The sequence below is a fragment of the Bradyrhizobium sp. CCBAU 21365 genome (genome assembly GCF_015291305.1).
In the GTDB taxonomy this organism is placed as follows: domain Bacteria; phylum Pseudomonadota; class Alphaproteobacteria; order Rhizobiales; family Xanthobacteraceae; genus Bradyrhizobium; species Bradyrhizobium elkanii.
Genome location: NZ_CP030036.1, coordinates 8,417,072 through 8,438,614, shown reverse-complemented (window position 1 = coordinate 8,438,614; position 21,543 = coordinate 8,417,072). Strand labels below are relative to the sequence as shown.

Genomic DNA, 21,543 nt, shown 5'->3' with positions numbered 1-21,543 from the left:
AGTGTGCCGGTTAGAAATCGGCTCGGCTTGCCGCAGATACTCGCTCGTCTTCAAGCAGCGTCTTGAGAAATTCACTCGAGGCAGAAATATGCATGACGCCCAATCGCGACGTCCCGCTCCGCAACTCGTACCCGCCAAACCTGCGCGTCGAGAGAATGCCTGCGCCCGGAGCGACCAGATCGGGCTTCGGATAGGGCGGCGGTCCTGGCAGAGCCTCACTGCATGAGGATTCGGCGACAACATGCTGCTCGTTGATGGAGCCGACGCCCAGCACGTCCGCATAGTTCGCCGGCGAGAAGCTGTTCCCCTCGAAATCGTTGCCGATCGAGATGATCGGCCAAACATTGGCAGCGCGAAGGCGTTCGACAACGGCTTGAAACACCGGGTTGAATGGTTCGACACCGGCCGACAGCGACAGCAGCCGGACGCCTTTTCCCATTAGCCATTCCAGTCCGCCGAGCATCCGCAGCAGCGACTGATCTCCAGTGATCTGCCCGCTGAACAATACCGCCTCCAGCGCGATACCGACCGACGTGCCGTCGATCGGGCGGGCACACCGAATGCCGGCGGTATGCGTGCCATGGCCGTGATCATCCGATGCGGCGACCTCCTCATTCGCGGTGCCTGTTCCGTCGATGGCAACGAACTGACGTAGCGCCGAGCGGAGCGCGGGGTGTTTCCCGTCGATCCCGCTATCGAGGTGTCCGATGGTAATCCCCTTATCGGTAAACCCCTTCGCCCAGAGCTCCGGAATGCGCAGGAACTCAAGACTCCAGGGGCGCCGCGCCGTCGCGTCCTCCAGCAACTGTACGTCGTACACCATTCTCGGCGCTGCGGCATGCACGACGTCGTCGACTTCGGGATCCTTGCGCAGTTTGCGGAGCCCGTTGTCGTCGACATCGCCCACGATCAGCCCGAGCCTGGGAAAGTGCTTCGGACCAACCGCGGCGAGCGCGGAAGACCGGGGAGTAGCGGTTTCGAAATCACCCCGATCGTGAGCCTTATTGAAGGTGTGGCGGGTGATCGCCAATGTCGAAAAGCCACCCAGGTCGAGCTTCGAATGGATAAAGAGCGATTCTACCTGGTCGATCGCGGACGAATGGTCGTCAGTCGAAAGCAACGAGTCTCCGCCGTCGGGTCGCGGCGGCGCCTGGCTCAGAACCGCAATGACTGTTGCATGTGCTTCTAATGTCATGCTTGCGATCAAGGTCGACATTATGTTCGGATGTCCGGCAAAAATAGCAGCAAACGGCTAAATAATCAACTTAAGATTGTTTGCGGCTGGCGGTAAATTTTAGCGCTGCCCTCCTGACTAATCCTATCTTGTCCCCAATCAGGCGGCTCCAACACGTGCATCACCTGCAGTTCTTGTAGTTGATCAGCGACCAATCAAACCTGTAAGGAAAAAAGACTGATTTGTCGTCGAGAGACGTGAAGTCAAAAATGCAAGAAGTGCGTTAGCTCGACCGGCTACAACGTTCTGGCGGATTTCTTGGGCGCGGCTCCGTGCGGATCTGTTGTGAGGAGTTGTGATGCGTCACGTGTATCGACTGCAAATCGTAGCCTTAAGCGTTACACCGCTAATAGTCGTCGCTCAATGGTCTGCTGGCGCACAAGCTCAACAGGTCCAGTCCGAGCCGATTGCGGTTCAGGACCGGCTACCCTTGGGCCCTCTGACCCGTTTGATTGGCGTATGGACCGGCACTGGCATCGACACGGTGCCGGACAGCAAGGGCGGATCGACCCGTACCCGGCGGGCGAGCGGGAGCGCTCACCCAGATGGCGCGCCCGCGCAGCCCTCGCCGACCTGAACAGGAGCTTATCTTGTAACGCAAGAACAGAAGGCGATTTTGGGCCAAGGTCGGAGTGCTGGAACTCGCCAGGCAATTCGGCAATGTCAGCCAATCCTGCAAGATGATGGGATATAGTCGCGACAGCGTCTACGGGTTCAAGGAGTTGTATGACAAAGGTGGCGAGTTGGCGCTGCAGGCGATCAGCCGCAAGAAGCCAGTTCTCAAGAAGCGCGTCGCGCCTGAGATCGAAGCGGGGTGGTCGCGCTGGCGATCGAGCAACCGGCCTGGCGCTAGGTGCAGAAACGAGGTCGAGGTAGTAATCTTGGCCGCAGACCTCACGGTGATACTGGCTCCCGACAAAGGCGGGTCACAAGCAGCGAAGCGCCGGACCAAGCGCTTCGCCGGGCTGTCGCGCTGGGGCGGCGAAGCTCTGGCCTACGCGGCAAGTCCGGCGATCAGGCGAGCTGCGCGAACTCAGTCACGCCAAAGGCGCTTTCGCACAGTATCGCGGTTGTTACGCGCTGTGGGCGAGTACGTCCCGGGCATCTAACGAACTCTGACAATGCTGGCATTGCCCAGCAAGTCGGGCGAGAATTCAGTCGCTGGCAGCCGCTCGGCTTTGATACGTGCGCAGCTCTTGCCGAATGCCCCTTAGACCGCCAGTCTATATCAACGGATGTCGCGACCTTCCAAACGCGCTGTCGCATCTCCGACAATATCGAAATTGCGTCGATGCGTGTGAATCGGCGTGGGGTCCGGACGCCGGTCGGCGTCCCAAGTGCTTGATTGACTTCGTGCATGCGGGGTCAATGTTCGGCGTCGATTCACAATCGCAAGTGCAGTAGGCCACGGCAAGCACGGCTTGCAGGTTCGTTGTCCGCGCTTTCGGCAGGAGCTTGAGCAATTCGGGTTTGATAAAGCCGAGCGGCCGAGCGCAGCCGTGGGCACGAAAACCCAAGGGAGCACGGGCCATTCCTTATTGAGCAACGTGTCTTCCGTCGGCGTCGAGCCACGACCGCTTTACGAGAGCGCGCGGTCGTCGCGCCCTGAGTAGAATATGATTGTTGCAAACGTATAGGTTGTATGCAACCGTAGGCTTGGCGATGAACTGGGCGGGCATCAGGGCGAAGGCGATGAGGAGAAGGCTCATATACGCCTGTGTGACCAGCCGGAGCGCATTGGGCGGCTCGCGTACCGCACGATTGGTACTCATATCCACATACCGTCTCCCATGATGACGTGCGGTCGTTTCGTGGACACTTCTCCGAAGGATACTCTGTCCCAGAGCACCGTCGGTCCCTGCTTTACTACCCAGATGAAGGAACCATGGTGCGTCGCGGCTGAAAGGCCAATTCAACAACTCGGCGCCCGCGATCACCGCTGCGCCGGAGCGGACGGAGGCATGAGCTTGAGCTTTCCGTCCATCTGCGGCACCCCGTCGAGCAGGCGGCGGCGCCGACAGGGTCGGCCTTGTCGTTCAGCAGATTATTCCGGCCCCTACCGCGAGTTGTCACGGTCTGCGAGGCGCTCGAAAATGCCCATCGAGACAAGGAAATCACGGGCCCGTTGAGGAAGGAGTCTGCGTATTACCGTACTCAACCGTCTGCCTGCCGCCCGCCGGTAGTGCCGCCGCCACAATCGGTCCGTTACTGGTTCGACTCCGAGCCAACACGCGTAATGAGCAAAACCGTAAGCGTCAGCCCGCTTTGATTGGCGAGTTTCTTGTAGGCCATCTGCGATCTCCTTCGTCTGGGATGTCCCCGCACTGCGTGACCGGGGCCGTTAGGATACCTAAGCTGGTTGAGTCAGCAGCCTGCCAAACCTTGTAGGGTCCCTAACGCAACCTGTGAGATTGGCTTGCGGCAAGGACGAATTACTCGATCCGTCCCGGATGACGCACGAAGAGATGTCCGACGGACAAAGTAATCGCCGGTCCAGCTCTATCGCTCTATCGGCGCGCGGCCAGCAGCTTCGCCCATGTCCGGAGCCTCCCGACGCGGCGTGACGGCACCGTCAAGTTAACAAATTGGAGCGGCCGAGGGGGTAGACGACGGGCATGCCGACCACCCGGGACCCTCTTTATCGCCGCCATCGCTTCCCACCGGAAGTGATCAGCTATGCCGTTTGGTTGTATTTCCAGTTTACCTTAAGCTTGCGCATGGTCGAGGAAATGCTGGCCGCGCGTGGCATTGGCGTGACCTACCGTGCGCCAGTGGGGGCAGAAATTCGGCAAGGCGTTCTCCGATCGGATCCGCCAGCGCGCACCCGCTCGCGGTGACCAATGGCATCTGAACGAGGTCGTTATCTCGATCTGGCGCGCGGTCGACCAGAATGGCTTCGTTCTCGACGTCTTGATCCAGCGCCGAAGAGACTCGCGCGCTGCGCAGCGGCTCATGAAGAAGCTCTTGAAATCCGCCGGCACGCCGCCGCGCGTGATGATCACGGACAAGCTCCGTTCGTACGGCGCTGCGAGGGCGAAGATGGGCTTTCACGTCGAACATCGCCAGCACCAAGCTCTCAACAATCGGGCCGAGAATTCTCATCAGCCGACGCGGCGACGCGAGCGGATCACGAAGCGTTTCAAATCGTCCCATCAGGCTCAACGGTTTCTGTCAGTTCACGATCAGGTCGCGAACCTTTTCCACATCCCCTATCCCGGAGCCGGAGCTATGCGGGATTTTGGGTGACGAGGTGATCAGGCGGCGTGGTTTGCCGGCACTTGGATGACCTCGATGCCGTCGTTGAATCTGACACCAGCGATGACCTTCGGCAACTGATTTGTGCCTTTGAGCCGCCGCCAGGTCTTTGATGCGGCGATGACCAGCTTGAACACCATCAACTTGGCGGTGGTCGGCGACAACGCACCCTTGGTGCGCACCGTCCGGTGCCGCACGGTGGCGAACACGCTCTCGATGGGATTGCTGGTGCGCAAGTGATCCCAATGCTCGGCAGGGAAGTCGTAAAAGGCCAGCAGCGCGTCGCGGTCTTTGGCGAGGCATTCGACCGCCCGGCCGTACTTGGCGTGGTATTTCTCGGCGAAGACGTCGATAGCCACTTCGGCGGTCGCCCGGTTCGTCGCCCAATACACCTCGCGCAGGTCCTTCTTCATGTTGGCCTGCACCGAGAGCGGGACCTTGTCCAGGACGTTGACGGTCTTGTGGACCCAGCAGCGCTGGTGCCGCGTGCCGGGAAAGACCTCGTCGAGTGCCTTCCAGAAACCGAGCGCGCCGTCACCGACGGCGATTTCCGGGGCGATTTGCAGCCCACGCTGCTTCACGTCGATCAGGAGCTCACGCCAGCTCTGCGCGCTCTCCCGCACGCCGACCTGGAAGCCGATCAGCTCCTTCTTGCCTTCCGGCGTCGCGCCGATCAGCACCAGCATGCATTCGCCGTGACCTTCCATGCGGGCCTGCAAGAAGACGCCATCAGCCCACACGTACACGTATCGCCGCGCCGATAGATCGCGCTTTTGCCAACGCTCATACTCGCCCTGCCACTCGGCTGTCAGCCGGGAGATCGCCGCCGGCGACAGGTTCGGCGCGTCCTTGCCCAGCAGGGCCGTCAGCGCCTCCTGAAAATCGCCGGTCGATATGCCGCGCAGATACAGCACCGGCAACAGCGCATCCAGGCTCCGGGTGCGCCGCGCCCACAGCGGCAGGATCGCCGAGTTGAACCGGATCCGCTCGCCATCGCCGGCCGCCCCGCGGTCCCGAATCTTCGCCCGCGTGACCTCGACCGGTCCGATGCCGGTCGCAATCGTTCGCGCCGGGCCGTAACCATGCCGCACGACACGGGCGCGCCCGTCGGCTAGCTTCAAATCCTTCACCGAGGCAAGAAACGTCTCGACTTCGGCCTCCACGGCCTGCGCCAGAAGCTGCCGCGCGCCGGCGCGCAAAATATTGGTCAGTGGATCGTCGATCTCGTCGGGCTGACGAAGCGGGACAATGTTGCTAATCTCGTTCATGGCGTATCGCTCTCCTTGAGAGGTTCTGGCAGGCTCGACACCCGCCTCGATACGCCGCCTATCTCAGTCCGTCATCACCCACTTTCCCGCATAGCTCCGGAGCCGTCACTGCCGACTTCCGTCGTGCTTCGCGCGAGCGAGCCTTTGCGACTTGGCGCGAGATCTCCTCGACAAGCGCAATGGCCGAATCTCGAACCTTTAAGAAGCGCCTCCTTCAGCTCGGCGGTCGATTAAGTTGACGATGCCGATGGCGGAGATAAAGAGGGTCCCGGGGCGGTCGGCATGCCGGTCGTCTACCCCATCGGTCGCTCCAATTCGTTAACTTGACGGTGCCGGTTGGGGGGGAGCCTACAAGCGTTGGCAGGCGACGAACTCAGCGAGTTAAGGTATTCTGGAGGAAACTCGGTCGCGCATCTCCGCGCAAAGCCGGGACACCGACTAGATCAAGGAGATCACGGATGGCCCACAAGAAACTGGTCAATCAGAGCGGGCTGACGCTTACGGTTTTGCTCATCACGCGTGTTGGCCCGGAGCCCAACCAGTCCGTGACGACGCGCGGCAGCAGCTGGGATAACGTGCTGAACACACATGACACGCTGACCTTCGGCGGAGGGGCGGCCTGAACGTGGTGGGCTCGAATACGTAACCGCGGTCCACGGCGCTACGACCACCGACTCTCTACGGCCTGAACGCCGCCGGCAGCTTGATGGAGGCTCCCGTCGGCGACCAACGCGTCCCGGAAATCCGGTGCTTTGTCGTGCTTGGACATCGTCCCCTCTCTGTGATCACTTCCAGACAGTGCGTCGCCGCCAGCCTGTGGTCAGACATAGGCACAAGCGAATCCCTTTAAAGAGATCGTCAACCACGACTATCGCAAGGCCCAGAGAAGCCGGGAACGGACCGGCGCTTCCCCACATGATGCTGTCCCTATCCAATTCTGAACCGATGATGTGACGCCGACCATGCTGCCCAGTTCTCAACAGGCCCGAGATGTGGCCTATCAGCTTCACGCCTATACCAACGCGCGGTCGCACCAACGGGCCGGGCCGCTCATAATTGAGCGCGGCGAGGGCCCCTACGTCTTCGACACGGCAGGAAAACGCTACCTCGATGCGATGGCCGGTCTCTGGAGTGCGGGTCTTGGCTTCAGCGAAAAGCGGCTTATCGAAGCCGCGCATCGCCAGATGCAAATCCTGCCATTCTATCATACCTTCGCCTCACGATCGAATGGGCCTTCCATCGCGCTTGCCGAGAAGCTGGTGAAGATGTCTCCGGTGCCGATGAGTAAGGTGTTCTTCACAAACTCCGGCTCGGAAGCGAACGATACGGTGTTGAAGCTGATCGCCTATCGATCGAATGCATTGGGCCAGCCCCAGCGCAAGAAGGTCATCAGCCGGTTGCGCGGCTATCACGGCGTCACGATCGGTGCGGCAAGCCTGACCGGATTTCCCGACAACCACCGCTCTTTCGATCTGCCGCTGCCCAACATTATGCACACGGGCTCCCCCCATTTCTACAAAGACAGCCGTGCGGGCGAATCGGAGGAGACCTTTGCAACGCGTCGGGCCGAGGAGCTCGAGTCGCTGATTCAGCGCGAAGGTGCCGATACCATCGCAGCATTCTTCGGTGAGCCCGTAATGGGCGCGGGCGGCGTCATCGTTCCGCCGCCGACTTACTGGGACAAAATTCAAAGGGTACTAAAAAAGCATTGCATCCTTTTGGTCGCTGATGAGGTGATTTGCGGCTTTGGCCGGACCGGAAAAATGTTCGGTTGCGAAACCTACAACATCGCGCCCGATGTAATCGTGGTGTCGAAGCAGCTCACGTCCAGTTATTTTCCGTTATCGGCGATCATAATGAATGACTACATGTTCGAACCAATCGCGGACGAGAGCAATAAGGTTGGACTGCTGGCTCATGGCTTCACGGGCGGTGGTCACCCGGTCGGAGCCGCCGTTGCGCTCGAAAACCTCAAACTTATCGAGGAGCGGGGTCTGATTGCGAACATTGGCCGCATCGGGGCCTACATGCAGGAACGGCTGCGCACGCTCGTTGATCATCCACTCGTTGGGGAGGTCCGCGGCGTTGGCCTTATTGCGGCAATCGAGCTGGTGCTGGACAAGAAACGGAAAGTCGCCGCTACTACTCCGGGCGACATTGGCAGCATCGCGAGCCGGTTGCTGCACGAGCGAGGGATCATCGTGCGGAATGTAGACGATGCATTGTCGATATGCCCACCTCTGATCGTCAACAAGGATCAAATCGACGAACTCGTCGACGGGATCACGGCCATGCTCCAGGATCTTAAGGCGACTGTAGTTAATTGTCGCGAGCCTCACTAGCGTTCACTCAACTCCGCTTAGTGCGCCTCAAGTCCGATTGCCTGGACAGATCCGCCAATGATCGATACACGGCGCAATAACGCTCATGCATTTGCCCGATCGAACCGGTGCTTCCGCAAATCCGCGGCGCAATCGAAGTTACGTAACAATTATAGGGCGAGATCGACGGCGCGAGATGCGGACGCCCGGAAGGCGTGACCCTCATCGCGGCGAATCACGAAGGCCTGCTTTTCGCAGCAAGAGGCGTTGACGATCGCTGGGCCTCGCTCTCGATCAAGGCAAACGGGATGGATTTATCTCGGTTGGCACAATGGCGACGACAGCATCTACGCCGTAAGGTCGACCAGGGCTTGGACCACGCCTCAGCCGCCGACCTCGAAGCGGCTGATCCGGAAGACGCAGCCCCTGCTTTCAAGCGACCGCCCTAAAAGGAAGCTTGAGCCGAAGCTTCTCGCCGAGAACGAGTACCGGGCCAAGTCGGCCGGGGGAAAGGTACGAACCATTCTTCAAGGACTTGCGAGAGTTCCCCGAGGTCATGCCGCTTGCTCGCGGTCAAGGTAAAGATGGTGACTTTTCTAGATTGTCTTCGGTCCCGGCAGCCTGTGGTATTGCTCTTCCAACGAAGTCTCTTGGCCGGCTCGGGCAGCTCATGCCAGCCGCCGGACAGAGCGCCAGCGGCAACTTGTAGGCGGTGGTCTCGAAGTGCCCGAATGAATGTTCTTGATGAACTCGTCTCCCCCGTCGAATGAATCATAGCCATCACGTTTGCCACAATCAGGCGCAACGCCTTTCAAGCTCGAAGCCGTCTCGCTGCAGCTCCCCGATACTGCTATGCGTTTTCATTTGCTCTTCGTCTCTTCGAGGTGGGCGCCGTTCGCTTTGATACCCGGATCATTCTCCAACCGCTTACCGCATGAGTTCGCGCGCCTGCGGCTCAATTGCAGGCGGCTCTCAAGCGGAGAACGAATTGTATACAGAGTCGGCCGTGCCATTCCTTCCTCCACCTGGTTCGAGGTCTAAACCGCGATCAACTCAGAACTTTGCCTGAAGAGGGCCGCGGTAACCCTGGCGCCCCTTTCTGGCTGCGGGTGGTGCTCGAAATGAGGAAGTGGCGATGTTCGAGCTCTCACAAATCTTGTCAGCTTTGACCTAACATCAGCAAGCGACGCGATGCCCAACAGAGGACTGTAGTGTTTGCAGAAATCGCGCCTTTCTGTCCGGCACGTCGCTTGCATTGTTCACACCACCATCACACCGTGACGAGAGGACGATGCGGAGAATGCTGTCTGGAGTTCACGAGGTGTTAATTACGATGGTCGCGGCGCTGCGTCATCGCTGCGCTTTCTCGAATCGAGAGAGCGCTCGGCTACGATATCTATCTTACGATCGTGCGCGACTGCCGGCTGCTGCTTCCGGTCGTCGCACCGTTCTCCACCGCAGCGCTCTTCGCAGCCCACGCGCTCGCGAGCTTTCTGCTGCTCGTGCCGTTATTCGCCAGCGTGGTCTTCGCGGAAGCATTGTTGGCGCTCTATGGCACTGCGATGGCGGCGGTGCTCGTCATCCGTTCGCGGACAACGATCAACGGCCGGGAGCTGCAGACTGCGCGACTGCACCCTTCAGGGATTCTTGTGCTCCTGCTGCGGCTGCAGTGTGTCCACCAAGGGCGGGGCCCTCAAAAGTGCGGTGGCGCGGCAGATCAATCGCGCGTGCTAGACAGCGGAAGAGGGAGTGAGGGATGCGTGCTTGCGAAATCGCCGTCGTCGGCCTCGGCCTGATAGGGAGTTCTGCGTTCCATGCGCTGGTGCGTCGTGGGGCCGACGTGCTCGGATTCGACCCTCTTGTCTTGGGCGAGGCTCGCGGCTCGTCGCATGGCTCATGCCGAGTGTACCGACGCTTCAATTTCGAGAGCGCGGGTTACACGGAGCTTAGCGATGCTGCCCTCAAGGGATGGCGGATGTTGGAGGCCGCCAGCGGACGAACAATCCTCATGCCGACCCGCGTACTCGAAGCAGGACCTCCCGGATCGAAGATGGTGGCCGACTCCCGCGCCGCCGCGCGCAAGGACGCCGTCTCCGGTCCGGTCACGGGAGCGGAAGCAAACGCCGCATTTCCCGGGTTCCGGCTTCCGGAAAATTGGGATGTGGTCGTCCAGGAAAGCGGCGGGATCCTGTTGGCCGAAGCGGCGATCCGCGCGTTTCGCGAAGGCGCCGAGCACCGCATCATTCTGGCTCCGGCCCGAATACGGCCGGTGGCCGCCGGCATCCGTATTTCAATGCCCCAAGAGGTAATCTTGGCCGAGAGGGCCATCATTGCTGCAGGACCGTGGATTGCCGAGCTAATCCCGGGACTCGCACGACACTTAAAGATCACCCGACAAACGGTCGGTTGGTTCAAGCCGGCCAAACCCGAATTGGTGCGTTACGGCGAGTTTCCGGCGTTTATTGTCGAAGGGGAGAAAGGAGTGGTCTACGGCTTTCCCGATTTCGAGGGACGAGGCGTGAAGGCTGCACAGCACGACCAAGGGCCAGTCGTGGGGGCAGACGCCTGGCACCCGCCTCCAACGGACGCAGAACTGGAGACTGTCGGATTGACACTCGCCGAATTGGTTCCCGGTGCGGCGGGGCCAATCGTCGAGCGCGATATCTGCCTCTACACGAACACGCTGCGAGCAGACCTGCAACCGGACGAGGGCAACGAATTCATCATAGATCGACTTCCGGCCGACCCCCGCATCGTCGTCGCGTCGCCTTGCTCCGGTCACGGTGCGAAGTTCGCCAGCGCGATTGGTACGATGCTCGCGGATCTGGCACTCGATGCGAAGCTGATAGCGCCGAACGCGTTTCGGCTCGACCGGTTCAGCGGCGTCGCGCCGCCAAGCTCCTGAGACGTCAATTGGCGTCCAATTCTGGTATTGCAGACAATGGCGTAATTGCGGTCGTGGGCTCGGGCACCAATGGAGCTCCCGCAAACAACCGATTCGCATCAACTGCCATGAAGCACTATGTTGGGCCGGAGACCGCAGTGTGCGTGGTCGGCGAGACGGGGCAAGTGGGTCTTTGAAGGCCGCCCGTAATCGGTCTGTGCCGGGAATTGCCCCAGCTGATCAAGTAGCTCGCAGGAGGGCACCGTCAAGTTAACAAATTGGAGCGGCCGAGGGGGTAGACGACGGGCATGCCGACCACCCGGGACCCTCTTTATCGCCGCCATCGCTTCCCACCGGAAGTGATCAGCTATGCCGTTTGGTTGTATTTCCAGTTTACCTTAAGCTTGCGCATGGTCGAGGAAATGCTGGCCGCGCGTGGCATTGGCGTGACCTACCGTGCGCCAGTGGGGGCAGAAATTCGGCAAGGCGTTCTCCGATCGGATCCGCCAGCGCGCACCCGCTCGCGGTGACCAATGGCATCTGAACGAGGTCGTTATCTCGATCTGGCGCGCGGTCGACCAGAATGGCTTCGTTCTCGACGTCTTGATCCAGCGCCGAAGAGACTCGCGCGCTGCGCAGCAGCTCATGAAGAAGCTCTTGAAATCCGCCGGCACGCCGCCGCGCGTGATGATCACGGACAAGCTCCGTTCGTACGGCGCTGCGAGGGCGAAGATGGGCTTTCACGTCGAACATCGCCAGCACCAAGCTCTCAACAATCGGGCCGAGAATTCTCATCAGCCGACGCGGCGACGCGAGCGGATCATGAAGCGTTTCAAATCGTCCCATCAGGCTCAACGGTTTCTGTCAGTTCACGATCAGGTCGCGAACCTTTTCCACATCCCCTATCCCGGAGCCGTCACTGCCGACTTCCGTCGTGCTTCGCGCGAGCGAGCCTTTGCGACTTGGCGCGAGATCTCCACGACAAGCGCAATGGCCGAATCTCGAACCTTTAAGAAGCGCCTCCTTCAGCTCGGCGGTCGATTAAGTTGACGATGCCCGCGACCCTGTTGAAGTCGGATAGAACGAAGGCGCGGGAGATATGCACGGTGGTGCGGCTATGGGGATAGTTTGAAATCGCGGGTTGCTATCGGCAGACTGCGGAGCTGACGTCGGCGACGATTTGGTTGCGCAATGGCGGCAATTGAGAAAGAGAGTATTTTACAGGCAGTCGCGATCGATGGCCCGCTGCATCGAATGACTTCCATCACCTAACTTCCATCACCGGTACCAGTGGGTTGGATCGTCGGAACAGCTGAAGCTGTGTCGAAAGCGCATCGATGATACGCATGACAAACCTTGGCCCACGTCAGAGCGTCCGAATCCACAGGCTACGGCTCGCCATCGTTTGGCGCTGCCCGCTCACGATCGAGAAGTTTGCGGCAGAGGGCGAGTTTGGCAGCACGGTGGCCGTTTGGCCATGAAACCGAAGTGGCGGGATGCGATGGAAGCCATCGGGCAGCGTATGAAGAAGGAAGCTGCGAATGAACTCGTCGGGCTTGAGCTTCGTGATCTTTGAGGTAAGGGCGACGTGATCCTTGTCGAGGGCTACGAGCCGGCTGTTGGCTATTGCAACGCGATGGGTATATCGGACCGAGATAGGCCAGCACCTGTGCGAGGCTACCGAACGGCCGTTTGGCGTAGACGACCCAGCTGATGCGCCGCATAGCGACGAGGTGAACTGCGAAGGCGGCAGGCTTGGCCAGGGATGCGAGATCGCCGAAGAAGTTCAGGGGGCCGGCGTTGAAGGCGACGGTCAGCCGTTCGAGGAACAGGAGTCTGAACAACTGGGCGAGCGGTTTGGCGGCCAGGAAGAAGTTCGGTCGGCTGGCGATCCAGCGCGCGCTATTGAGCGAGAGACCGCCGCCCGGCACGACGCAGTGGACGTAGGAGGACTTGGCGTGAACGCTCGAGAAGGTTCGCGAGCCAGGGATCTTGATCCCATTGAAGACTAACGGGAGATCGTCGATTTGCACGGAAATCTCGGCAGTCGGGGACGACGCGTCACCGGCGGCGAATGAACGAGGAACTCCGCCGCTAAATAATGAAAAATAGACGATCTTCAGTGCCTTCGCGCGCGCAACGTATTGCGGAATCAATTGAATGCGCCGCGAGCGGTGTCATGACCGATTCGCACTCAAGAAGTCTGCCGATAGTCTTTCAAAGCCTGGGCAAATTCACGGTCGCACATGTCTCTATGACGCGTCTGTCATCAGGGGCGGTCAGCAGCCTGCTACGCAGCAAGTATTTTTTCTCTGCCCTACGCCGGCCCCCTACGACATCTGAATACTTGTTGAACTAACCTATTTCCTGCCTTTTCTATCCATCCCCGTCGCCGATCGGTTGTTGCGATTGGCGTTCGACGGGGGACGATCGTGGTGGGCATTCCACTCCATTCGGAAGCGCTTTCGCGGGGCGCGCGCATGCTGCGCACCGCGCTTGGCCCCGCGATCGCGACCTTCCTCGAAGACCCCTCGATCGTCGAGGTGATGCTCAACCCCGACGGCCGGCTCTGGATCGACCGGCTGTCCGGCGGGCTGGAGGATAGCGGACGAACGATGTCCGCCGCCGACGGCGAGCGGATCGTGCGCCTGGTCGCGCACCATGTCGGCGCTGAGGTGCATGCCGAGAAGCCGCGCGTCTCCGCCGAGCTTCCCGAGACAGGGGAGAGGTTCGAGGGGCTTCTCCCGCCCGTCGTTGCGGCGCCGGCCTTTGCGATCCGCAAGCCCGCTGTTGCTGTTTTCACGCTGGACGACTACGCGGCGGCTGGGATCATGACGGTGGGCCAGGCGGGCGTGCTCCGCGACGCCGTCGCCGCCCGCAAGAACATCCTGGTCGCCGGCGGTACCTCGACCGGCAAGACCACCCTGACAAACGCACTACTGGCCGAGATCGCCGGCACCACTGATCGCGTGGTCCTGATCGAGGATACGCGTGAGCTGCAATGCCGCGCTCCGAACCTGGTCGCACTGCGCACCAAGGACGGCGTGGCGTCCCTGTCCGATCTTGTTCGGTCCTCCCTCCGCCTACGCCCCGACCGGATTCCAGTCGGCGAGGTACGGGGCAGCGAAGCCTTGGAGCTCCTCAAAGCCTGGGGCACGGGCCACCCCGGTGGGATCGGAACGATTCACGCTGGCACGGCGCTGGGCGCGCTTCGCCGCCTCGAGCAGCTCATCCAGGAAGCCGTCCTCACCGTTCCCAAGGCACTGATCGCCGAGACCATCGATCTCATCGCGGTGCTGCGCGGCCGCGGCCGCGAACGCCGCCTCGCCGAACTTGCTCTCGTCGCCGGCCTCGATCCCGCCACCGGCGATTACCGCGTCCAGTCTGCCGAGGCGGGCGGCCAATCCTCGATTCTCGGAGACCCGTCATGATCCAGTGTCCTTCCGCGATCCGTCGCGTTCGTCGCTGCTTCGCCGACCTCGCGGAGATTGCCTTCATCTCCATCGCCTTTGCCCCGGCGGCCTACGCCTCGGGCTCCTCGATGCCGTGGGAGACGCCGCTCAATCAGATCCTGGAGTCCGTGCAAGGTCCGGTCGCCAAGATCATGTCAGTCATCATCATCACCGTCACCGGCCTGACGCTCGCGTTCGGCGATACCTCGGGTGGCTTCCGCCGGCTGATCCAGATCGTCTTCGGCCTGTCGATCGCCTTCGCCGCGTCGAGCTTTTTCCTGACCTTCTTCAGCTTCTCCGGCGGAGCCTTGGTGTAATGGCCAGCATCGTCGATCCAGAAGTGCCGGGCTTCTTCGCGCCGGTCCATCGCGCGCTCACCGACCCCATCCTGATGGGCGGCGCGCCCCGCACGGTTGCGATCGCCAACGGCACGTTGGCGGCGGCAATAGCGCTCGGCCTCCACCTCTGGATTCCCGGGGCGTTGATTTGGGCCGTGGGGCATGCCGCTGCGGTCTGGGCGGCCAAGCGCGACCCGCTATTCGTGGACGTCGTTCGACGTCACCTCCGCTATCCATCCTATCTCGGCCAGTGAGGCTTGCATGCTGCACCTCGCCGAATATCGCAACCGTCCCCACAGTCTCGCCGACTTCCTGCCCTGGGCCGCTTTGGTCGAGAAGGGCGTCATCCTCAACAAGGACGGTGCGTTCCAGCGCACGGCGCGCTTCCGCGGCCCGGACCTCGACAGCGCAACGGCTGCCGAGCTGGTCGGCGTGACGGCCCGCCTCAACAACGCGCTGCGCCGTCTCGGCTCAGGCTGGGCGATCTTCGTCGAAGCCCAGCGCATCGCCGCCCAGACCTATCCGCACAACACTTTTCCAGACGCCGCATCAGCGCTGGTTGACCTGGAGCGGCGGGACGCATTCGAGGAGTCCGGCGCGCATTTCGAGAGCCGCTATTTCCTGACCTTCGTCTGGCTGCCGCCGGCCGAGGACGCCTCGCGCATCGAGGGCTGGCTCTATGAGGGCCGCGCGCAGAGCGGCGTCGATCCGCACGAGCTGATGCGCGGATTCGTCGACCGGACCAATCGCGTCCTGCAACTGGTCGAAGGGTTCATGCCCGAGGTGGCGTGGCTCGCCGACAGCGAGACGCTGACCTACCTGCATTCGACGATCTCGACCCGGCAACAGCGCGTACGCGTCCCCGAGACGCCGATGCATCTCGACGCGTTGCTCGCTGACGAGCCGCTCGCCGGTGGCCTCGAGCCGCGCCTCGGCAGTCATCACCTTCGCACGCTCACCGTGGTCGGTTTTCCGACCGCGACCCATCCCGGAATCCTCGACGAGCTGAACCGGCTCGCCTTTCCCTACCGCTGGTCGACGCGCGCGATCCTTCTCGACAAGACCGAGGCGGTGAAGCTGCTGACCAAGATCCGCCGACAGTGGTTCGCCAAGCGAAAGTCGATCGCCGCGATCGTCAAGGAGGTGATGACCAACGAGGCCTCGACACTGGTCGATAGCGACGCGGCGAACAAGGCCGCCGATGCCGATCTCGCCTTGCAGGAACTCGGCACCGACGATGTCGGTCAAGCCTACGTCACCGCGACCGTCACCGTCTGGGACGAGGATCCCGGTCTCGCCGCCGAGAAGCTGCGCCTCGTCGAGAAGGTGATCCAGGGTCGTGACTTCACCTGTATGCCCGAAGGGGTGAACGCGCTCGAAGCCTGGCTCGGCTCTCTGCCGGGGCACGCCTACGCCAACGTCCGCCAGCCGCCGCTCTCGACACTGAACCTCGCCCACATGATTCCGCTGTCGGCGGTCTGGGCCGGGCCAGACCGCGATGAGCATTTCCGCAGCTCGCCACTCTTCTTCGGCAAGACCGAAGGCTCGACACCGTTCCGCTTCTCGCTGCATGTTGGCGACGTCGGCCACACCCTGATCGTCGGCCCGACCGGCGCCGGCAAGTCTGTGCTGTTGGCGCTGATGGCGATCCAGTTCCGGCGCTACCGGAAGAGCCAGATCTTCGCCTTCGATTTCGGCGGCTCAATCCGCACGGCGGCGCTTGCCATGGGCGGCGACTGGCACGACCTCGGCGGAAGCCTGTCGAACAGCGCTGAAGACTCCGTGTCTCTTCAACCGCTGGCGCGAATCGGCGATGCGGCGGAGTGTGGGGTTGGTCGGCCAATCCGCACGATTGGACACATCGTAAATCGACGAATGCCCGCGGCAATTGCCATTCCGAACTAGTCCTAGCCAACAGAGCGGCAAGGCCGAGCGCTTGATAAGCACACAATGCGAAGCGTTCCTTTGACAAACTAGACGAAAAACAGGAGCGGAAAGTGACTGCTTAAGGGGCCGCCAAGATGGCGGCCTTTTGTTGCACCTAATTCGCTAGCTGCCGCTGCCAGTACACCGTGAAGTCCGCTGACTTGCCGCGCTTCAAGGCCAGCGCCGTGATGCGGTTCACCTGATCCCACGAGACGCGACGGTTGTCCTCCCGCCATGAGGACTTCCCGCTCGGGGAAATTGGTGGGTGCCGGCCTGTTTTAACTCTCAGTGGCCTGGGCTTGATCCACCGCAAGGTTCTCACCCAAAACTAGTTAATGATGTTTTCTATCACCGGACCCTGGTTCGGCCGTTGCCGGTTACTGGGAGTGTTGTGCTCCCGCCGTTAGCTGCGGTGACGTATGCGCTTTATCCGAGCCCGCTTGGGCCAATTGCTTAAGGCATCTATCGAAATCTCCCGGAGACAACTGGTGTGCCTTTCAGTTTCCGAAGTGCGCCGGATGGCCCTAATGCCGCCGCGTTGCCTCATCATTCAGTGGGCGCGCTTGAACACCCGATGGAATCGGACGAGATCAAAGGGTGGCTTTGCGGGCTTAAGCCGTACAGGGGTTTCTGTTGCCATCAAAAAGTAAGGCCGCAGAGACTGCGACAGCGAAGATCGACATGCTGGTCACGAACACTCTGGAAGACTCAGAAGATTGTCGGGAAGAAAACGATCGTTCTCGGTCTTGAGGTACTCGCGACCATCGTGGGTTTTGACGATCACCTTGACCGTCTTGCCCTGCTCAGTGATCTCATAAGCGCTTTTGTCGCGTTTGACGTTTGCAATGGCTGTTTCTTCCGAGTCTCGCCATCCTGAACCACCGACGGCTTGAATACGCCGATGGCGGTCTTGATGGCTAGGCAGCTTGGTAATGCAGGTAATACGGCGAGTCATGGCTCACCCCTATTTCGTGAGCCAAGGCTTGACCGTTAGCAGAGTCGGACTCATTATCCGATTGCTTGGAAACGTTCAGAGCCCTGCCTCACACGGTTGCAAATTTGAATCAAGTGAAGCCGTCAGTGGTCGCACACTGACGGCTTTTCTTTCGAGGTTGCAAGGCCTTCCAATCACATCACCCGGAAATTCCGCTTCACCCGTACCAGCCGGTCGTCTCCAGCGGCAGAACGGCCCAGCAAATCCCCCAACCGACCAAGCGAGGACGCACCAACTGAGGCAGCCTTACGGCACGACATGCGTCAGTATTATCCCGACCAGCAGGGCAGCTCCTAAGACCGCAATGCCAATACAGATGCGGGCCGGGGTTGAATAAGAATGGAAGCGTGGTTGTTTGAACATGCCACTATCCTCTTGTCCCTGTAACGGCGGCTGACGGATACAGCATCAGCAGTGGATCGGCTCCCTACCTACTCTAGGGGGGCGGGCTCTGCAGGCATAGCAGCATCAGTATCTGACAATGGGAGGTAAGATTGTTCGAACATGCCACGATCCTCTTGTCCCTGTAACGACGGCTGACGGGCGCCCCGGGATGAAAATGCCCGCCCCCTAGAGTAGGTAGGGAGCCGATCCACTGCTGATGCAGTACCGTCAGCCCTCGTTAGCCTTTTCGAGCTGACTCCGTGGGGCTTATCAGCATCAGGATCTGACGGTGAGACGTAAAAAGACCACCAACTTGAGCGCCAAAGTTAAGAAGCGCATTGCCCAGATCGAAAGTATGACACTAGTCCAAATTCAACCGGTCATGATGGATGGTATGTCCGAGCGGCCCCCGTGAGTACAGGCTCGTTCTCGCTGCGACTGTCATTGCTGGCTCCACGCAATTGCCGGAGCCGCGCGAGCACTATAATACCTTCCCGGGCATTCTTCTCGATATCAGCCAGCTCGAAGAAGCCCCGCCGCGCAACGCTGGTTGCGATTGACGGACAACCTATCTGATCCCAACATCGCGCAGATCGCACTCGACCGTTTGGGAGCACGCCGACATTGCGATCCTTCATAGGTATGCCGTTGCCGGCGGCCTCCATGAGTGCACGCGGCATTCCTTCACTTTAGATGCCCTTCAGAACCAGGCTCTTTGCTGATCCGACGCAAATTCCAAAGTGTGCCGCAGCCTTCGCAAGGCTGATCATTTTTCCGTCGCATGATGCGGGATCGTATTCCGGCAAGCTCAAGCGTTCGCGCATTTCCCGCACGCGAACAGTCGTCCAGGTCTCGCCGTCGCCGGTCTTGCAGCGCATCCGATTGAGCGACACGGCGAGCTCTCGATCAGGCCAATGACCAGCGAGTTTGCGAAGTGCATCAACGGCAGTGGGTGCCATATCCCCCGGATATCGGCCCGTCTTAACGCGAGCAACACGAACCTCCGTGTGCCGGCCGCCGGTCCAGTGGATGAGCAGAACCGCCTCATTGGCGTTCTCATCGAGATCGCAAACAATCTCTCGGACCACGATGTGAACCAGCCGCTGCTTAGTGCGTGTGTCCGTGGACGGTGCATTGGCGCGCAGCTCCTTGGTCCGCCCCTCAAGCTCGGCAACCCGCTCCAATGCGCCATTCCAGCGCGCCTGGTCTCTCCGATCGCGCTGGAGGCGGTCAGACGCCTCGATGCGTTGTTCGAGATCGAGCGCGCCATTAACGGCTGCGGTGCCGACGAGCGGCGCGTCGTGCGCCAGGAAAAGAGCAGGCCGCTTCTCGACGACGTGCACGCCTGATTGCTGCGTGAGCGCGAAACCCTCTCTCGCTCCTCCGAGGTCCTGAAGCCCATGAATTACATGCTCAGGCGCTGGGACGACTTCGCCCGCGTCCTCGACGATGGCAGGATCTGCTTGACCAACAATTGTGCTGAGCGCGCATTGAGAGGCATCGCCTTGGGAAGGCGCAACTGGACCTTCGCCGGCAGCCAGCGCGGCGCCGACCGTGCCGCCATTATGCTGACGATGATCACGACCTGTCGCCTCAACGAGGTCGATCCGAAAGCCTGGCTCGCCGACGTCCTCGTCCGCATCGCCGATCTTCCCGCATCGCGTCTGCACGAATTGCTGCCCTGGGAATGGAAGCTCTTGCGCCAAGCCGACAAGCCCGCCGATCAGCAGGTCGCCTGACCTTCACACAACGCCCAGCCATCATTGAGGCAGCCGCTCTCACGCGCATGCGCCAATCAGGCGGTCTTCGTCGTGTGCGTACCGTGCAGTTGGTCACGCCTACGAACAATGCGTGTGGGCGATGTTTGCGTTGCGACGTAATCGACTGCGATGGCTTCCACAAATTATCCGACTCATATCGTCACGCAGGCGCTCGCCAATGTTCCGGCAACACCCGTCCGGCCATCTTGCATATCGATTTCGCTGCCGTGAAAACCTTGCTTGAGGGAGTTACCCGCGACTGAAATGGTGTCCTCGAGTTTTTGGTGGAAGAGTTTTCGTCCGCTGCGGTCGCGACGAGTAGTGATCAGTTGGCGTGCTTGTCGGCGTCCAGGTCATTTCACCGCTCCTTAGAGCCCCCTACCTATTTTGGCGGTGGCGGCCGGCTGTGTCGTGGTACACACTCAGGAAGTATTCAACTCGCAGTTCCGGATGGCATCGATGTCAACCCGATCGAAAGCTCTTGGGAAACGCCATGAGTGATCCTGATAAGACCGGTCCTGGCAGCTCCAGTTTGATTGATAGCCTTCGCCAAGCAATCGAGCAGGCCGAGGAGCGCGTGGCTACATTGGGCCCAGATCAGTGTACGGCCCGTCTGCTCGCCGCTCTTGCCAACCAGTCGGTGCAAGAGCATTTCATCAAGCATATTTTGAACGGCGAGGGGTTCTCGCGCGGCTATTGCCTCGGCAGCTTTATCCCCGAAGAGGATCGTATCGTTTTCGAGTTCATCTGCATGCCACCCAAGATTTGTCTGTTTCCAATGAAGTTCCTTGTCCGAATGAACATCATCACGCAAGCGGTGATCGAGGTGATCGATCCTGCGCCGACCTGGGTGCCGGTCCATGAACAATTACCCGGCGCAATGTTCAGGCTTTGACAGGGAAGAAGCTAGTGAATGCGTCGCAACCAGATCTAGTCGAGTTACTAACAGGGGCAACAGCGGGAAGCGTTGTTTGGAAATGCGTCAGTGACGCATCGGCACAGGAGAGAAGGACGATGACTCAGGGACTCACAGCGGGCACGACTGCAGGATTCGACGGAACGGCGCCCACCTTGGCGGCCACGGCAACGCCGGGTTTTGCCGCGACGGCAACTCCGGGCTTGACCGCAACGCCAGGCTTGGCGGCCACGGCAACGCCGGGTTTTGCCGCGACGGTCACTCCGGGCTTGACCGCGACGCCGGGTTTTGCCGCGACGGCAACTCCGGGCTTGACCGCAACGCCGGGCTTGGCGGCCACGGCAACGCCGGGTTTTGCCGCGACGGTCACTCCGGGCTTGACCGCGACGCCGGGCTTGGCGGCCACGGCAACGCCGGGTTTTGCCGCGACGGTCACTCCGGGCTTGACCGCGACGCCGGGCTTGGCGGCCACGGCAACGCCGGGTTTTGCCGCGACGGTCACTCCGGGCTTGACCGCAACGCCGGGCTTGGCGGCCACGGCAACGCCGGGTTTTGCCGCGACGGTCACTCCGGGCTTGACCGCGACGCCGGGCTTGGCGGCCACGGCAACGCCGGGTTTTGCCGCGACGGTCACTCCGGGCTTGACCGCAACGCCAGGCTTGGCGGCCACGGCAACGCCGGGTTTTGCCGCGACGGCAACTCCGGGCTTGACCGCAACGCCTGGACTTGCCGGTCTCACTGCTGCCATGGCCCCCACTCCTAGTTCTGCTGTAACGGCCACTCCTCAGGTTTTTCGTGTGATGGTCCCAAG

General features: G+C 60.9%; 13 protein-coding genes and 7 pseudogenes. 13 read left to right on the top strand and 7 right to left on the bottom strand.

Annotation, left to right across the window (positions count from 1 at the left end):
* Positions 1 to 10 precede the first annotated feature (10 nt).
* Complete coding sequence (locus XI02_RS39915) at positions 11 to 1,216, bottom strand: S8 family serine peptidase (RefSeq protein WP_051448136.1); 1,206 nt, start codon at positions 1,214 to 1,216, stop codon at positions 11 to 13.
* A gap of 631 nt (positions 1,217 to 1,847) precedes the next feature.
* On the opposite strand from XI02_RS39915, the pseudogene XI02_RS45845 reads away from it, so the two are divergent.
* A pseudogene (locus tag XI02_RS45845) lies at positions 1,848 to 2,081 on the top strand (helix-turn-helix domain-containing protein); the annotation flags it as partial.
* A gap of 1,768 nt (positions 2,082 to 3,849) precedes the next feature.
* Positions 3,850 to 4,480: pseudogene (locus XI02_RS39905) on the top strand (IS6 family transposase).
* An 8-nt stretch (positions 4,481 to 4,488) separates the two neighbouring features.
* On the opposite strand, the gene XI02_RS39900 reads toward XI02_RS39905, so the two are convergent.
* Complete coding sequence (locus XI02_RS39900) at positions 4,489 to 5,757, bottom strand: IS256 family transposase (protein ID WP_172646732.1); 1,269 nt, start codon at positions 5,755 to 5,757, stop codon at positions 4,489 to 4,491.
* A gap of 95 nt (positions 5,758 to 5,852) precedes the next feature.
* Between XI02_RS39900 and XI02_RS45840 the strand changes: the two are divergent.
* The 5 genes and pseudogenes from XI02_RS45840 to XI02_RS39880 all read left to right on the top strand — a co-directional run.
* Positions 5,853 to 5,991 (top strand): annotated as a pseudogene (locus tag XI02_RS45840) (IS6 family transposase); the annotation flags it as partial.
* Positions 5,992 to 6,215: 224 nt separating this feature from the next.
* Positions 6,216 to 6,380 carry a hypothetical protein gene (locus tag XI02_RS39895; protein ID WP_244980940.1) on the top strand — a complete coding sequence of 55 codons (165 nt, stop codon included), beginning with the start codon at positions 6,216 to 6,218 and terminating at the stop codon, positions 6,378 to 6,380.
* Between the two features lie 339 nt (positions 6,381 to 6,719).
* Entirely contained in the window at positions 6,720 to 8,099 is a 1,380-nt protein-coding gene (locus tag XI02_RS39890) for an aspartate aminotransferase family protein (RefSeq protein WP_035633702.1), read from the top strand.
* 1,735 nt (positions 8,100 to 9,834) lie between these two features.
* On the top strand, positions 9,835 to 10,983 hold the full coding sequence (solA, locus tag XI02_RS39885; RefSeq protein WP_028344453.1) for an N-methyl-L-tryptophan oxidase: 1,149 nt from the start codon (positions 9,835 to 9,837) through the stop codon (positions 10,981 to 10,983).
* Positions 10,984 to 11,270: 287 nt separating this feature from the next.
* Positions 11,271 to 12,007, top strand: a pseudogene (locus XI02_RS39880) (IS6 family transposase).
* 321 nt (positions 12,008 to 12,328) lie between these two features.
* Here the strand turns inward: XI02_RS39880 and XI02_RS46575 are convergent.
* Together XI02_RS46575 and XI02_RS46570 are read right to left on the bottom strand one after the other, a co-directional pair.
* Entirely contained in the window at positions 12,329 to 12,589 is a 261-nt protein-coding gene (locus XI02_RS46575) for a transposase (RefSeq protein ID WP_370169440.1), read from the bottom strand.
* A gap of 82 nt (positions 12,590 to 12,671) precedes the next feature.
* A pseudogene (locus tag XI02_RS46570) lies at positions 12,672 to 12,893 on the bottom strand (transposase); the annotation flags it as partial.
* A gap of 549 nt (positions 12,894 to 13,442) precedes the next feature.
* Here XI02_RS46570 and trbB point away from each other — a divergent pair.
* The 4 genes and pseudogenes from trbB to XI02_RS39855 all read left to right on the top strand — a co-directional run.
* Positions 13,443 to 14,393 (top strand): P-type conjugative transfer ATPase TrbB, encoded by a 951-nt coding sequence (gene trbB, locus XI02_RS39870; protein ID WP_051448102.1) that lies wholly within the window; start codon positions 13,443 to 13,445, stop codon positions 14,391 to 14,393.
* The gene (locus tag XI02_RS39865; RefSeq protein ID WP_028343855.1) at positions 14,390 to 14,731 is read left to right on the top strand and encodes a TrbC/VirB2 family protein; all 342 of its coding nucleotides are present in this window, start codon (positions 14,390 to 14,392) and stop codon (positions 14,729 to 14,731) included. The genes trbB and XI02_RS39865 overlap by 4 nt, the downstream gene beginning before the upstream one ends.
* Positions 14,731 to 15,006: a VirB3 family type IV secretion system protein gene (locus XI02_RS39860; RefSeq protein WP_028343856.1), complete on the top strand. Its 276-nt coding sequence runs from the start codon at positions 14,731 to 14,733 to the stop codon at positions 15,004 to 15,006. Before XI02_RS39865 ends, XI02_RS39860 begins: the two co-directional genes overlap by 1 nt.
* A 7-nt stretch (positions 15,007 to 15,013) precedes the next feature.
* A pseudogene (locus XI02_RS39855) lies at positions 15,014 to 16,576 on the top strand (conjugal transfer protein TrbE); the annotation flags it as partial.
* Positions 16,577 to 17,366: 790 nt separating this feature from the next.
* On the opposite strand, the gene XI02_RS39850 reads toward XI02_RS39855, so the two are convergent.
* On the bottom strand, positions 17,367 to 17,633 hold the full coding sequence (locus XI02_RS39850) for a DUF3892 domain-containing protein (RefSeq protein ID WP_080686996.1): 267 nt from the start codon (positions 17,631 to 17,633) through the stop codon (positions 17,367 to 17,369).
* A gap of 1,112 nt (positions 17,634 to 18,745) precedes the next feature.
* Positions 18,746 to 18,949: a hypothetical protein gene (locus XI02_RS45830; protein ID WP_028344410.1), complete on the bottom strand. Its 204-nt coding sequence runs from the start codon at positions 18,947 to 18,949 to the stop codon at positions 18,746 to 18,748.
* Between the two features lie 312 nt (positions 18,950 to 19,261).
* Here XI02_RS45830 and XI02_RS39840 point away from each other — a divergent pair.
* Together XI02_RS39840 and XI02_RS39835 are read left to right on the top strand one after the other, a co-directional pair.
* Positions 19,262 to 19,795: pseudogene (locus XI02_RS39840) on the top strand (transposase); the annotation flags it as partial.
* A 514-nt stretch (positions 19,796 to 20,309) separates the two neighbouring features.
* Positions 20,310 to 20,711 (top strand): hypothetical protein, encoded by a 402-nt coding sequence (locus XI02_RS39835; RefSeq protein WP_028344413.1) that lies wholly within the window; start codon positions 20,310 to 20,312, stop codon positions 20,709 to 20,711.
* 124 nt (positions 20,712 to 20,835) lie between these two features.
* Here XI02_RS39835 and XI02_RS39830 read toward each other — a convergent pair whose 3' ends face one another.
* Complete coding sequence (locus tag XI02_RS39830) at positions 20,836 to 21,480, bottom strand: hypothetical protein (protein ID WP_194483292.1); 645 nt, start codon at positions 21,478 to 21,480, stop codon at positions 20,836 to 20,838.
* Positions 21,481 to 21,543: the final 63 nt, after the last annotated feature.